Source organism: Veillonella parvula (assembly GCF_018366295.1).
In the GTDB taxonomy this organism is placed as follows: Bacteria; Bacillota; Negativicutes; order Veillonellales; family Veillonellaceae; genus Veillonella; species Veillonella parvula_P.
Genome location: NZ_JAGZIJ010000001.1, coordinates 216,647 through 231,398 on the forward strand (window position 1 = coordinate 216,647; position 14,752 = coordinate 231,398).

The window sequence follows — 14,752 nt, forward strand, 5'->3', positions numbered from 1 at the left end:
TAAGCTAATCATTAAGATAATAGATTATTTAGATTCTACAATCTGGCGTAGCTTACCGATTGATTCTTCATAATTTGGAGTCAATACTCCCTCTTCGGTGATAATCGCTGTTACAAGTTCATGAGGTGTTACATCAAATGCAGGATTAAGTACATCAATACCACTAGGGGCTGTTTGAACACCGTGTAAAGCGGTTACTTCATCATCGTTACGCATCTCAATAGGAATATCGCTACCATTTTCCAAAGTAAAATCAAATGTACTATAAGGAGCGGCTACATAAAACGGAATATTGTGGAATTTAGCTAGTACAGCCACACCATAGGTACCAATCTTATTGGCTACATCCCCTTTTGTAGTGATGCGGTCAGCACCGACGATAACGGCATCAATTAATCCATGTTGCATCGCATAGGCTGCCATATTATCTGTTTCAAGAGTAATAGGAATACCATCCTCGTAAAGTTCAAAGGCTGTGAGTCGAGCACCTTGTAATAATGGACGTGTTTCATCAGCATACACGTGTTCCAGTTGTCCATTTTCATGTAATTTACGAACAACACCAAGTGCTGTTCCTAGACCACCTGTAGCTAGTGCACCCGCATTACAATGAGTTAAGATGCGAATATTCTTTTTACCTTCAAATAATGTAGAACCTGCTTCGGCCATACGTCTATTCAAAGACACATCTTCTTCGTGAATGATAATAGCCTCTTTTGTAATGAGGTCTACTACTTCACTCATTGAGGACATACTGTCAACATTAGTTTTCACAAGAGAAATGACACGATCTACAGCCCAAGCTAAGTTGATTGCCGTAGGGCGAGTTTCTTTTAAGATCTCACTAAACTCATATAAGCTTGTAAGTTGTTCACTAAATGGCGCCTCTAAACGTCCTGCTTCCATAGCAGCTAAAATGAGACCATAACTAGCAGCTACGCCAATAGCAGGTGCGCCACGAACGCGAAGCATTTTAATAGCTTCGGCCACTTGGCGCCAATCTGTACAGTGAACGTATGTAATTTCAGTAGGCAATTTAGTTTGATCTAATAGTACCAGCGTATCTTTACGCCATTCAATATTAATCATAACTTCTCCTTCGATAAACTATTGTGTATCATTATGAGTTGATTATAGTTTAAAACCACCATATTCATGCATGCGATTATGAGCATCATAACGAGCATCCACATCGATTGCATCAATAGCTCCTAAGATAAGAGATTTTAGTTGAGCCGCCATATTGCCCATCATTTCTACAACTTCCGCATGTGTCAAAGCAGATTCAGAAATACCTGCTGCATAGTTGGTAATCATAGAGATCGTAGCATATGCCATTTCAGCTTCATTCGCTAAATTTACTTCCGGTACATTTGTCATACCTACTGTATCGCCACCGAGCATGTGGAACATTTTGATTTCTGCAGGAGTCTCAAAACGAGGGCCTTCAGTACATACATAGGTACCGCCATTATGTATCGTAAGGCCTTGTTCCGTACCTACCTTTTGAAGAATATCACGTAATTCAGGGCAGTATGGATTTGTTACATCAAGATGTGCCACTGGACGGTCCCCACCTTCATAAAACGTAGTGATGCGGTTCTTTGTAAAATCTAAGAATTGGTCAGTCAACACAAAATGACCTGGCTTAAAGTTCTCATTTAAAGAACCTACTGCTGTCGTGGAGATAATAAATGTAACGCCTAGTTTTTTGAGGCCCCAAATATTAGCACGATAGTTAATTTTGTGTGGAGGAATTGTATGATCTTTGCCGTGACGAGCTACAAAGATTACAGTTTTCCCATGGTATGTACCTTGTACATAATCTATTTCACCATATGGTGTCATTAAGGATTCTTCATGAATATTTTCAAAGATGGACGGATCATAAACACCAGTACCACCAATTATGCCAATTGCACTCATTGTGACCTCCTATTATTAATAACTCTATCTTTTATTTTCTCATAGAATAGAAAAACAGGCTATAGGAAAAACCTAGTAGCCTGTATTTTTTCTACATATTATAAAGTTTTTATTGAATTGGACCTTTTGGGATGAACATATCTTGTAACTCTTCACGTGTGAAATGATATTTTTCATTACAATAATGGCAAACAAGCTCTGTTACGTCATCTTCCAAAATAGCATTCTTATCTTCTTCACGTAATGTCATTAGCACACTGGCAAAGCGATCACGACCACAACGACATTGGAAATGAATTGGTTCATTATATACTTCATTCACAGTTAAACCATCGAGAACACGTTCCATAAGACCTTTACCATCTGGGTTTGCTTTCAAATATTCTGTAATAGGACCAAGTTCATTAATATTCTTTTCTACTTGTGCTAATGCTTCATCTGTAGCATCCGGTAAGGCTTGTACGATAAAACCTCCAGCTACAACCGTATGGTAATCTGGATCTACTAATACACCTAAACTAATCGTAGACGGTACTTGTTCAGATGCATATAAATAATATGCCAAATCCTCTGCTACTTCACCACTTTGAATCGGGCTTGTAGAAGTATAGTCTTGCGCTAACTGCGTGAAACGAGTCACTTGCACTTCCCCATTATGACCTACGGCAGAACCAACATCAAGCTTACCAGCATGCTTTAAAGGTACATCAACATGTGGATCATCTACATAGCCTCGAACCGTATTATCAGAGAATGCATCTACATGAACTACACCTAGTGGACCATCACCTTTAATACGAAGACTTACGTTTTCATGGTTTTTAAAATCCCCAGCTAATAAAATAGCTCCCGTCATAGCACGACCTAAAGCAGCTGTTGCTACAGGCCATAAATCATGACGTACACGAGCTGTTTCAACTGTATCGGTTGTTACAGCTAAAGACATACGAACCCCTTCTCGGGTTGTAAAACGTTTTATATAATCCATTCTATCATTCCTTATTTCTACTGATTTTATTAAGGTATTACTTTTATATTGCTTATATAGTATATCATGTCAAATATTTAACTTTCAATAATAGAGAATATATGTTCGTCTAGTCTTATTTAAATTTAAAAGAACATATTTTCGATGATATAAAAACACCCAGTACCATAAGATACTGAGTGTTATATATACAATTCTTAGATTTGATCGATAAGGTTAACCATTTCGATTGCACCCATCGCACAATCATAACCTTTATTACCCGCTTTTGTACCTGCGCGTTCGATAGCTTGCTCAATGTTTTCAGTAGTTACTACACCAAACATAACAGGAATACCAGTTTCCAAAGATACATGTGCGATACCTTTGGCTACTTCGTTGCATACATAATCATAATGAGTAGTGGCCCCACGAATAACAGCACCTACACAAATAACTGCATCATAACGACCAGATAAAGCTGCTTTCTTAGCAATCAAAGGAATCTCATAAGCACCTGGAACCCAAATTACTGTAATATCCTCTTGTTTAACATCGTGACGAAGTAAACAATCTTCAGCGCCTCCGATTAATTTAGATGTAATGAACTCGTTGAAACGAGAACCGATAATAGCAAATTTCTTACCAGTACCTAATAAGTTACCTTCTTGAACCATCATTATATTGACCTCCTTTATTCCATCTAAGGAAATATATATGTAACGACCGAGTTATATGGTGAAAGTTAATTAGTCTTCTAACATATGACCCATTTTCTCTTCTTTTGTTTTTAAATAGCCTGCATTAAATTTATTTGCAGCAATGATGAGTGGTACACGGCTAGTTACATTGATTCCCCAATGTTCTAAGCCATGACGCTTTTCGGGATTGTTAGTTAATAAGCGGATGCTTTTAATACCCAAGAAACGGATAATTTGAGCCGCTAAGGAGTATTCACGCATATCTGCAGGGAAGCCTAATTGTTCATTTGCTTCTACTGTATCAAGGCCCTGTTCTTGTAATGCATAGGCTTTAATTTTATTGGTCAAACCAATGCCACGGCCCTCTTGTCGCATATATACAACAACGCCTTTGCCTTCTTTTTCAATAGCGCGCAACGCATTGTCTAATTGTTCGCCACAATCACAGCGCTTAGAACCAAATACATCGCCTGTTAAACATTCAGAATGAATACGTACAAGCACATCGCTACAATCTTGAACATTGCCCTTTACGATAGCTAAATGCTCTTTATGATCTAATTCATTTTTAAATACAAAGATATTAAAATCACCAAATTTAGTAGGCAACTTAGAACAAGCACCAAGCTCAACCATATCTTCATGTTGTTTACGATATTCTATAAGTTCTGCTACAGAAGCAATTTTCAAGTCATGCTCCTTAGCAAATTTCATAAGATCTGGCAAACGGGCCATATCGCCATTGTCTTTAGTAATTTCACAAATAACGGCAGCCTCTTGTAACCCTGCTAGGCGACAAAGGTCGATAGATGCCTCAGTATGACCTTGACGTACCAATACGCCGCCCTCTTTATATACAAGTGGAAATACGTGACCTGGACGACGGAAATCTTGAGGTTTCGCATTAGGATCTAATAGTTTTTGAATTGTATAAGCACGCTCTGCAGGAGATACGCCTGTTGTAGTATCTACATGATCCACAGTCACAGTAAAAGCAGTTTCATGGTTATCAGTATTTTTGGTAACCATTGCAGGAATGCCAAGTTTTTCTAACGCTTCGCGGCGCATAGGCGTACATACGATACCGCGAGCGTATTTAACCATGAAGTTAATGTTTTCTTGCGTCGCAAACTCTGCAGCAATGATAAGATCGCCTTCGTTTTCACGGCTTTCATCATCAACGATAATAACAGGTTTACCAGCTTTAAGGTCTTGTAAGACCTCATTAATAGAATGTAATTGTTCGCTCATAGGAACGCTCCTTACTTATATAAATCCATTCTCTACTAAGAGGGATTGCATAGATTTTTTAGGCTTTTCTTCGGTAGGTTCACTACCAAGATTCATAAAATGACGAATATATCGTCCAGCAATATCCGTTTCTAAATTGACCTCTGTTCCAATATGAGCAAAACCTAAAATAGTTTCACTCAAAGTGTGAGGAATGATAGAGACGGAAAAACTGCTGTCTGTTCGTCGCATAATAGTGAGGCTAATCCCATCGATGGTAATGGAGCCCTTATAGATAACATAATCCATAACAGATTTTGGAGCCTCGATAGTAAAGATAATGGCATTATCGGTTTGTTCACGATTAATAATACGACCTGTACCATCTACATGGCCTGCCACAATGTGACCACCAAATCTACCATTAGCAAGCATAGCTCGCTCTAAGTTGACTGGTTGATGGACTTTCAAATTAGTAAACGTAGTCATCTTAATGGATTCTGGCATCACATCCGCTGTAAATATACTATTGCCAATCGTTGTGGCCGTCAAGCACACCCCATTAACAGCTACGGAATCACCAACTTTTAAATCGCTAAAAATTTTTTCTCCTCGAATTGTTATGGCTAAGGATTTAGGGCCCTTTTTAATGTTCTCGATGCGGCCGATTTCTTCAACGATTCCCGTGAACATAAGTGCCCCTCCTTCCTTGACGATACGCTTCAATGCGAATGTTATTATCTAATACTTTAGTCTTGGTAAAAGTTAATTGCGGTGAAACCTCTAAACTTTCAAAACCTCGACCTCCTACAGCAGGTGTTGCATCGTTACCACCAATAATGGTATTTCCAATATATATTACGACCTTATCAAAGTTCTTCGTTTCCACAAAGGAACTGATAATTGCAGATCCACCTTCAACAAGAATAGATGTGTAACCTAGTTCACCTAGTTTTGTAAGAATATCATCGATAGATAATTTCTTAATATCTATGACAATGTCTGTGCTCTTGCTTTTACGAGTAGAAATAGATTCTACTACGGTTACTTGAGCACCAACTTGTTCTAAGGCTTGTATCCGATCCTTAGGACAACCTTTAGATACGAATATATGAATCTTGCGATTATTTATTTCAAAGACACGACTAGTAGTAGGTGTTCTACCAAGACTATCCAAGATAATTACATTTGGTTGATGAATCGTAATCGGTTCATCAAGTATGCTTTTATCTAATAACGCATCTGATAATTCACTATCCGTTAAACGACAATTTAACTGTGGATTATCTGCCAAAATTGTACCAATTCCAACGAGCATGGCATCATGCGTGGCACGCAACACATGTCCATCACGACGAGAGGACTCATTTGTAATCCATTGAGATTGTCCAGTAGATGTAGCAATTTTCCCATCTAGTGACATAGCACTTTTTAGAGTGACAAAAGGCTTACCTGTCTGTATATAGGTAAAGAAATGCTCATTTAGTTCAGCACATTCATCACTACATACGGGGCAAACAACCTCAATACCTGCTTCACGAAGTAACTCCATTCCTTTTCCAGAAACTAGTGGATTTGGATCCGTACTACCTACTATTACTTTAGCTATACCAGCCTCAATGATACGAAGCGCACAAGGTGGTGTTTTTCCATAATGGGAACATGGCTCTAATGTTACGTATAAAGTAGCACCTTTGGCATTATCACCTGCTTGATTTAGTGCATGCACCTCAGCATGAGCTGTACCAGCTTTATGGTGATAACCTTCACCGATTATTGTATTATCTTTTACCACAACAGCACCAACCAAAGGATTTGGTGAGGTGTGACCTGTGGCTAATTTTGCCAGTTCAATGGCGCGCTTCATATATACTACGTCATCCACCATATCACCTCAATAAAAAAAGGACTATTACATAGTCCTTGGGTCATCATAAATGCGCACAACAAACGTGCCTCGTCTTTTCTCATCCAGACTCTACTGTCGGTATCGGAATTGCACCGATTCATACCAAAAAGGTTCGCGGACTTTACCGCCGGTAAGGAATTTCACCTATCCCCAAAGACTTATCTATTTTGTTTATGAATTAATAGTAACACTTTTATTAATGTTATGCAAGAATAATAGTTTTGTATTGAGAAAGAATATTAAATAATTTAATTAAAATATAATTTTTAGAACACAAATACTAGAACAATATAAATAATAATATATATTTACTTTTAATATAAACATATATAAACTATGTATACAGTAAATAGTAACTTTTATCACATAATTACAAGTTAAACAAGTCTAATATAGTATATATGGTTTGGATAACCATATTTTAATGATAGTAATTATTAAATATAGGTGATAATATGGCAAAAAAACGAATTTCTGATGTACTTATAGAAGTCTTAGCCAATGCGGGCATCGAACGCATTTACGGTATCACTGGAGATAGTCTAAACTCTGTAAATGATAGTTTACGCCGCAATGGTAAAATTGCTTTTGAACATGTACGACATGAAGAAACAGCAGCCTTTGCTGCCGGTGCAGAAGCATCCCTAACTCATAAACTAACTGTATGTGCTGGTAGCTCTGGTCCTGGCAACTTACACTTAATTAATGGTCTCTTCGACTGCCATCGCAATCGTGTTCCAGTATTGGCCATTGCTTCTCACATTCCTCAATCTGAAGTAGGTTTGAACTATTTCCAAGAAACACATCCAGAAAACTTATTTAAAGAATGTTCTTGTTTCTGCGAACTTGTATCCAATCCTAAACAAATGCCGGAAATTCTATTCCGTGCTATGAACGCTGCTGTTGGTAACCAAGATGTTGCTGTTATCGTTCTTCCTGGGGACGTTGCAGTTATGGAAATGGAAATTGATGAATTACCTGTGTGGAACCCACCTCGTTTACCTCATATCGTTCCACAACGAGAAGATATTGAAGAAATGGCGGCTCATTTAGAAACAGGCAAACGTATTACCCTATTCTGTGGTGCCGGCTGTGAAGGTGCTCATGACGAAGTAGTAGAATTAGCAAAACGCTTACAAGCACCGGTTGTACATGCTTTCAGAGGTAAAGAATGGGTTGAATGGGATAATCCATATGATGTAGGTATGACTGGCCTATTAGGCTATACATCTGGCTACCGTGCTATTGAACAATGTGATACATTGGTAATGCTTGGTACAGACTTCCCTTATCGTCCATTCTATCCAGAAAATGCGAAAGTAATACAAGTAGATAGAGATCCTAGTGCTTTAGGTCGTCGCGTACCTCTTACACAAGGTATCATTGGTACTGTAAAAGATACGTTAAAAGAATTATTACCTCTTGTAGGCCAACGTGGTGATACTGAATTTATTGATACTGTACGTAAAGCATATACAAAATTTAGAGCTGATTTAGATAGTTATGCCGTAGCTGAACCAGATGGTGTAGCAATTCACCCTCAATACTTCGTAAATCGCCTCAATAAACTAGCAGCAGAAGACGCAATCTTTACCTTTGACGTAGGTACTCCAGTTATTTGGACTGCTCGTCACTTAAAAACAAATGGTAAACGTCGCATCTTAGGTTCCTATAACCATGGGTCTATGGCGAATGCTATGATGCATGCTATTGGTGCTCAAAATGCATGTCCTAACCGTCAAGTCATCTCCCTCTCTGGTGATGGTGGCTTTACAATGATGATGGGCGAAATGTTAACATTAAAACAACTTAACTTACCAGTTAAAATCTTTGTATTCAATAACGAAGAACTTAGCTTTATCGCTATGGAAATGAAAGCTTCTGGTTATCTAGACTACGCTACAGACTTTGTAAATCCAGATTTCGGTAAACTTGCTGAAGCTGCTGGTATCAAAGGTGTGAGCATTCATAACTCTAGCGAAGTTGATGAAAAAATCATGGAAGCCCTTAACCATAATGGCCCAGTCATCGTTAATGTTCGCGTAGATAAACAAGAACTTGCTATGCCTCCTAAAATTGCATATCAACAAGCTAAGGGCTTCAGCAAATACTTGATCAATGCAATCCTTGATGGCCGTGGTACAGAGCTTAAAGAAATGGCCAAAACAAACTGGATGAAATATAAATCCCTATACTAATATTGCCAATTTACAAAATCTGCCAAAATAAATAAACTGCAAAACTTTCAAAAAGAGGCGTCATCAAATGATGACACCTCTTTTATTGCATAATTTTAATCATATACTGTTATAAAACCTTCAGTCCAGCCCCTTAAATTGAGAGTAATTGTATCAATTCCTAAACAATCTAAACCATATACATTAAATATATCCCAGGTCTTATACCAATCTAATGCTTTCTCTGCATATTCTAAAGTGCTAAATAAACCTATGTATCCAGAACTGGAATAATATGGATCTATATCGTAATCATACCAAACACCATAAATTTTGTTATTTACTATTTCATAGTTAATATCATCACCTATATGAGTACAATCATTTAAATAGTGAGTTTTTATAGAAAAGGAATCATCATTTAACTTAGAAAATCCAGACAATATTTTAGATTCAACTAGAGCCTCTTCAGCTAATGATATATCAGAAAAAAATCCTAATCCAAAATATTCTGTATAAGGTAGCTCTTCATTTTTTTTATAGTGTGCTAAAGCTTCATATATTGGAACTCTCATAATTCACCAACTTACTTTAATATAATAACAAGATAAAAATTACACTTTAATTATTTCTATCTATAATAGTCATCCTCGTAATCCTCTTTATACCGTATCGCATCGACCTCTGATGGAGATAATATATTCCCCTCTTCATCTACATATTCCAGGAATTCATTAAAGTATACACCTGGAATATCTGATTCTTCTAGTACTGGTGTATCCTCAGACTCAATATCCCAAAATTCTAGTTCAACATCGTGATTTTGCACTTCCTCAGTGATGTTAGATTCACTATTATTACCTTCCAAATTTATTTTGGGTTCTTTATAATCATTACAATCCGATGAGTTGATTCCTAAAACTTTTAATACCCCACTTATCATTACATAACACTCCCTTGCACCAATGATATATATTAATTATATTGTAGCAAACTACATAAAAATAAGCACTATATCAACATTTGGTATATAGTGCTTACTTTGTATTTAAGTCTTATCTTATATTTTATTATGCTCCAAACAGTGACATTTGTTCGTCTTCAGGAAGTTCACCACAGCATTTGAGGTCTTTCATAAGATCAATGATGGTATTTGATACTTTACAACGGCGTTGTAAGTCTTTTAGAGATGTAAATGGACGTTCATTTCTTTCCTCGACGATAGCATCAGCCACTGTTTCACCTAGAGAATCAATGGCTAAGAATGGTGGCAATAAAGCGCCATCCTTAATACTAAAGCGTCTAGCTTCGGAATGTTGAATATCTACATTAATAAAACGATAGCCCCGTTGATACATCTCCATAGATACTTCCAAGGCACTCATAAGGTCCTTATCTTTAGGACTGGCAGCACGATCAAGAGCCTTGATACGGTTAAACTCGGTCAATTGTGTTTTGAGGTCCCCTGTCATGATCCGTAAATCGAAGGCTTTCGCACGAATGGAGAAGTAAGCTGCATAAAATGCCAATGGATGATATACCTTAAACCAAGCAATACGGAAAGCCATCATTACGTAAGCTACCGCATGGGCCCGTGGGAATAGATAGGAAATCTTTTTACAAGATTCAATAAACCATTCAGGAATATTATTTTCACGCATTTCTGCTTCAAATTCCGTCGTAGCTTGCCCTTGTTTATTTCGTTTTTCAATACCCTTACCTTTACGAACGTTTTCCATTACGAAGAAACTATGTTTTCTATCCATACCACGATGAATCAAGAAGTTCATTACGTCGTCACGTGTTGAAATGGCTTCATTCAACTTACAAGTACCATTTTTAATGAGATCTTGCGCATTGTCAAGCCATACGTTTGTACCATGTGAAAAGCCAGAAATACGAACTAAATCAGAGAATGTTTGGGGACGAGAGTCTTCAAGCATGCCCCGTACGAATTTCGTGCCACATTCTGGAACAGCCAAGCTAGCTACTTGGTCACCTTGCAATTGCTCAGGTGTTAAACCAATCCCCTCTGTAGAGGAGAACAAGCTTAATGTCTTTGGATCATCAAATGGTATTGTCTTAGCATCGATACCAGTCAAATCCTCTAACATACGAATAATGGTCGGATCATCATGGCCCAGAATATCAAGCTTAGTCATACGACCTTCAATGGAGTGATAATCAAAGTGTGTCGTTAATACGCCACTTTCCTTTTTATTAGCTGGATGTTGAATTGGCGTAAAGTGATGCACATCCATATCTCGAGGACATACCATAATACCACCAGGATGTTGGCCTGTAGTATTCTTCACATTTGTAAAGCCCTTTGCTAAATGTTCAAAAAAACCATTACGAGCTTGAATGTCTCTAATTTCGGCGTACTTTTTAACATAACCAAAAGCAGTTTTATCTGCTATAGTGCCGATTGTACCTGCTTTAAATACATTATCACGGCCAAATAGTTCTTCCGTATATTTGTGAGCTTTTGCTTGGTAATCACCAGAGAAGTTAAGGTCAATATCTGGAACCTTATCACCTTCGAAACCAAGGAAAATAGCAAATGGAATATCGTGACCATTTGTTTGTAAAGCATGACCGCATTCAGGACAGTCTTTACGAGGCAAGTCAAAGCCCCCTGCATATTCACCCTTTTCAAAGAATTCTGAATATTTACAGTTAGGGCATACATAATGAGGCGGTAATGGGTTTACCTCTGTAATCTCAGACATGGTAGCGGCAAAGGATGACCCTACGGAACCACGGGAACCTACGAGATACCCATCATCAAGAGATTTTTTTACCAGCTTATGAGCGATGTAATACAATACGCCGTAACCATTGGAAATAATACAATCCAATTCATAATCGAGACGTTCTTGTACGACACGAGGCAATGGATCACCATAAATAGCCTTCGCATTTCTATAGCACATTTCTGTGAAAGCTTCGTCAGCACCTTCAATCTTAGGTGAATATGTACCATCAGGCACTGGCTTAATATCTTCAATGCTATCATTAATAGCACGTGTATTAGTAACGACTACTTCGTATGCTTTCTCTTCGCTTAAATAAGGGAAGGACGCAAGCATTTCATCTGTAGTACGTAAATGTAAATCTGGCTGTTCGTCTGCATCTGGATAACCACATGCAGTTAACATGATTTCACGATAAATTTTTTCTTCTGGTGTCAGGTAGTGAACGTCACAAGTAGCACATACAGGTTTGTTTAAGGCTTCTCCTAATTCGATAACGGTCTTATTCATATCAATAAGTGCCTGCTCGTCGGGCATGAGACCTTTACGAACCAAAAACGTATTGTTAGTATGTGGTTGAATCTCAAGATAATCGTAGAAGGATGCTACTTCCAAAAGCTCTTCTTTTGTAGCTCCACGAACAATGGATTGCATAAGCTCCCCTGCTTCACAGGCAGAACCGATGATAATACCTTCACGATGTTCTTCAATAACGGAGCGAGGCAAACGCGGACGAACTTTGTAATGTTCAAGGTGAGAAATGGAAATCATTTTATATAAATTACGCAAACCAACCATATTCTTAGCTAATAAAATAATATGGTAACGTTTATCTTTTTCTTTCTTTTTCTTTTTATCTAGTACAGGCTCTTCATCTTTTATTACCGTTTCATCTTCGATGAGGTAACCTTCTACACCATAGATAACTTTAACACCTAACTCCTTACCAAGAGCTTGCGCTTCTGGGAAGGCTTGTACTACGCCATGGTCCGTAATAGCCACCGCAGGATGGCCCCATTTTTTAATTGTTTTAAACAAGTCTTTTACAGATACAAGAGCATCTTTATCACTCATCTTGGTATGTAAGTGGAGTTCCACACGAGAGTCCGGACGATTTTCAGTTCGTTCCACACTAGTAGTTTCTATTGCTTCAATACTGCGAATAGAAAGAATATAATCCTTGTCAAAACGATCATCAAAGCTAACACTACCTTGTACGCGAACCCGTTGTAAGCCTTTTAGTTGTTTTAGTAATTCATCCCCTTCTTCAGGACTGTTCGTAAACTTGATAAATTTAATGCTATTTGTATCATCTACAATGCTGCCGTTAACGATACTTTTACCCGTCTTAGTATCACGTTTATCTAAACCAACAAAGACACCTTCAAAAATTACACTAGGTGTATCCAAGGTGCCCATGATTTTAGATGTGACCCCTTCAATTTTAGGTCCTAAAATCATGCCTTCATCAGTAGGTGCATCCTTTGGTACACGACGAGGATATTTACCATCCCCTTCACTTCCTTTAGCCGTAGATTTTGTAGTTTTTTTAGGTCCAAAGCCTTTGCTTGCTTTAGGTGTACTGCTCACAGATGCGATAGTATCACTACTGCTAGATTCGGCAGCCGTATGATTAGAACGAGACACAACAACTGGACTATTGTTGAAATAGCCTAATTCAATAGCTTCTACAAATGGGGCAAAATCATCTTCGTCTACATCATCATATTCATGTTGTTGGTCATAACCCGCAAAAGACTTGCCTCTAGGTTCTTGATTTTTAGCCTCTTCAGCTTCACGTTGTGCTTCAGCCGCTTCAATCCATTCACCAGCACCACAGCCACCGCCATAATAATAGGTATCTAACCCTTCACCCGTTTCAGTATCTACTTTCCAAGCAAAGCAACAAGCTGTATCTGTATTTGTTGGAATATCATCAAAAGAGATATTTTTTTCCTTATACCATGCAGACAACCTTTCACGTAGACTAAGCAATGTGGAAAATGCAGAGTCTGCTGCTTGAATCGTCACATGTTGGCTATGACAGTTCACATAGAAGGATGATTTCTTATTCTGTTTTGGTACAACACGATAACGTACTTTCATTTTTATCCCTTATACCCACAGTAGGTAATACATAAATCTCTAAATCGCCAAATATCGCCCTTGCTGCTACGGCTATCTAATATAATCTCATAAAGCCCTTTTAATAAAGCTCGTAGAGCCTTAATTGAAATTCTCGGACTCGCCTCGTAAGCTAGCTTAATCGGATATGGTTTAAATGACGAATCATGATCCTTACATAAGTTTTGTATGGCTTGAACAGACATACCCACTTGGCGACATTCGCTAACTAGCAACTGTAAACGTAATTGCCCCTCAATATAGCTCATAGCACGGTCTAATTCTTTATAGCCGAACATAAATGGAAATAGTTCAAGTAATGTATCGATATCTCTTTTTAATAGAGCCTCTTTAAAAGTAAAAATGTTTTTGGCTCCATAGTCACTACCGTTTTCTTCGAGAAATTCTTTGGTAATAACCTTTTCCCCAGTAATCTGTAAAAAATATCGGTCAAACTCAGTTCTCATAAAAGAAACAGGTACCTCTTGCCACAAATCAATGAGATGAGCCACATATTCCTGTGCATCAGGCGTCATTTTAAAGCCGTTAGACGTACAGTACTGACGTATCCACATCACGAGGTCTGCCCCTTCAAGACGCTTACATTGATGATTTGGTATTTTTTCTAAAATCTCTTTATTCTGCTTAATACGTTTATCAATCATATCATGATAAATCAAAACGATAGGATTATCTCCATTATATTCCAAGAGGAGTTCATACAATGGAATCCAAGCATCACTATTTTTGCCACTTTTACGAATGATAGGCAAATTAACTAAACAGAAGACCTTTTGATCGCCAAAAAGTGAATCTTCACATAGTTTTTCACTTATTTTTTGTGGGCCCACCTCATCATCTAATACAGTCACTGGAAGGTCTGGATAGGCACTTAAAAATTTACGTTTTTCTTCTTCAATTAATTGTGGTTCGTCGCCATAGATGAGTTGAATATGTGCCAT

The 14,752-nt window shown here is 37.9% G+C and carries 12 protein-coding genes and 1 riboswitch; of the genes, 1 reads left to right on the forward strand and 11 read right to left on the reverse strand.

Translation table 11 applies throughout. From position 1 onward, the window contains the following. Window positions 1-24: 24 nt before the first annotated feature. The 7 genes from mtnA to ribD all read right to left on the reverse strand — a co-directional run bounded on the left by mtnA (window position 25) and on the right by ribD (window position 6,712). Entirely contained in the window at window positions 25-1,089 is a 1,065-nt protein-coding gene (mtnA, locus tag KHY58_RS01100; RefSeq protein WP_278471585.1) for an S-methyl-5-thioribose-1-phosphate isomerase, read from the reverse strand. Window positions 1,090-1,131: 42 nt separating this feature from the next. Beyond that, a complete protein-coding gene (gene mtnP, locus KHY58_RS01105) occupies window positions 1,132-1,926 on the reverse strand; it encodes an S-methyl-5'-thioadenosine phosphorylase (protein WP_021148163.1) in 795 nt (264 codons plus the stop codon). Between the two features lie 109 nt (window positions 1,927-2,035). Then, on the reverse strand, window positions 2,036-2,914 hold the full coding sequence (hslO, locus tag KHY58_RS01110) for an Hsp33 family molecular chaperone HslO (protein ID WP_021148164.1): 879 nt from the start codon (window positions 2,912-2,914) through the stop codon (window positions 2,036-2,038). A gap of 197 nt (window positions 2,915-3,111) precedes the next feature. Further along, entirely contained in the window at window positions 3,112-3,573 is a 462-nt protein-coding gene (gene ribE, locus KHY58_RS01115) for a 6,7-dimethyl-8-ribityllumazine synthase (protein WP_004697404.1), read from the reverse strand. 69 nt (window positions 3,574-3,642) lie between these two features. Next, window positions 3,643-4,845, reverse strand: a complete 1,203-nt coding sequence (locus KHY58_RS01120) for a bifunctional 3,4-dihydroxy-2-butanone-4-phosphate synthase/GTP cyclohydrolase II (protein WP_155086223.1) — start codon at window positions 4,843-4,845, stop codon at window positions 3,643-3,645. A 15-nt stretch (window positions 4,846-4,860) separates the two neighbouring features. Further along, window positions 4,861-5,517, reverse strand: a complete 657-nt coding sequence (locus KHY58_RS01125) for a riboflavin synthase (RefSeq protein WP_024061652.1) — start codon at window positions 5,515-5,517, stop codon at window positions 4,861-4,863. Beyond that, window positions 5,498-6,712: a bifunctional diaminohydroxyphosphoribosylaminopyrimidine deaminase/5-amino-6-(5-phosphoribosylamino)uracil reductase RibD gene (gene ribD / locus KHY58_RS01130; RefSeq protein ID WP_278471586.1), complete on the reverse strand. Its 1,215-nt coding sequence runs from the start codon at window positions 6,710-6,712 to the stop codon at window positions 5,498-5,500. Before ribD ends, KHY58_RS01125 begins: the two co-directional genes overlap by 20 nt. Before the next feature lie 67 nt (window positions 6,713-6,779). Beyond that, window positions 6,780-6,895, reverse strand: a riboswitch (FMN riboswitch). 293 nt (window positions 6,896-7,188) lie between these two features. Here ribD and poxB point away from each other — a divergent pair. Beyond that, entirely contained in the window at window positions 7,189-8,931 is a 1,743-nt protein-coding gene (poxB, locus tag KHY58_RS01135; RefSeq protein WP_119562969.1) for a ubiquinone-dependent pyruvate dehydrogenase, read from the forward strand. 95 nt (window positions 8,932-9,026) lie between these two features. Here the strand turns inward: poxB and KHY58_RS01140 are convergent, their stop codons facing one another. The 4 genes from KHY58_RS01140 to holA form a co-directional block, all read right to left on the reverse strand. After that, a complete protein-coding gene (locus KHY58_RS01140; RefSeq protein ID WP_119562970.1) occupies window positions 9,027-9,485 on the reverse strand; it encodes a hypothetical protein in 459 nt (152 codons plus the stop codon). Window positions 9,486-9,541: 56 nt separating this feature from the next. Further along, window positions 9,542-9,853 (reverse strand): hypothetical protein, encoded by a 312-nt coding sequence (locus tag KHY58_RS01145; RefSeq protein ID WP_229055772.1) that lies wholly within the window; start codon window positions 9,851-9,853, stop codon window positions 9,542-9,544. A 127-nt stretch (window positions 9,854-9,980) separates the two neighbouring features. After that, window positions 9,981-13,772, reverse strand: coding sequence for a PolC-type DNA polymerase III (locus KHY58_RS01150; protein ID WP_119562971.1), 3,792 nt, complete (start codon window positions 13,770-13,772; stop codon window positions 9,981-9,983). A 2-nt stretch (window positions 13,773-13,774) separates the two neighbouring features. Next, on the reverse strand, window positions 13,775-14,752 hold the full coding sequence (gene holA, locus KHY58_RS01155; RefSeq protein ID WP_024061647.1) for a DNA polymerase III subunit delta: 978 nt from the start codon (window positions 14,750-14,752) through the stop codon (window positions 13,775-13,777).

Excerpts from the sequence above, each read along its gene's own strand:
- hslO (WP_021148164.1), bottom strand. The coding sequence starts at position 2,914 with ATGGATTATATAAAACGTTTTACAACCCGAGAAGGGGTTCGTATGTCT.
- ribD (WP_278471586.1), bottom strand. The coding sequence starts at position 6,712 with ATGGTGGATGACGTAGTATATATGAAGCGCGCCATTGAACTGGCAAAA.
- mtnP (WP_021148163.1), bottom strand. The coding sequence starts at position 1,926 with ATGAGTGCAATTGGCATAATTGGTGGTACTGGTGTTTATGATCCGTCC.
- KHY58_RS01145 (WP_229055772.1), bottom strand. The coding sequence starts at position 9,853 with ATGATAAGTGGGGTATTAAAAGTTTTAGGAATCAACTCATCGGATTGT.
- poxB (WP_119562969.1), top strand. The coding sequence starts at position 7,189 with ATGGCAAAAAAACGAATTTCTGATGTACTTATAGAAGTCTTAGCCAAT.
- KHY58_RS01150 (WP_119562971.1), bottom strand. The coding sequence starts at position 13,772 with ATGAAAGTACGTTATCGTGTTGTACCAAAACAGAATAAGAAATCATCC.
- ribE (WP_004697404.1), bottom strand. The coding sequence starts at position 3,573 with ATGATGGTTCAAGAAGGTAACTTATTAGGTACTGGTAAGAAATTTGCT.
- KHY58_RS01140 (WP_119562970.1), bottom strand. The coding sequence starts at position 9,485 with ATGAGAGTTCCAATATATGAAGCTTTAGCACACTATAAAAAAAATGAA.
- holA (WP_024061647.1), bottom strand. The coding sequence starts at position 14,752 with ATGGCACATATTCAACTCATCTATGGCGACGAACCACAATTAATTGAA.
- KHY58_RS01120 (WP_155086223.1), bottom strand. The coding sequence starts at position 4,845 with ATGAGCGAACAATTACATTCTATTAATGAGGTCTTACAAGACCTTAAA.
- mtnA (WP_278471585.1), bottom strand. The coding sequence starts at position 1,089 with ATGATTAATATTGAATGGCGTAAAGATACGCTGGTACTATTAGATCAA.
- KHY58_RS01125 (WP_024061652.1), bottom strand. The coding sequence starts at position 5,517 with ATGTTCACGGGAATCGTTGAAGAAATCGGCCGCATCGAGAACATTAAA.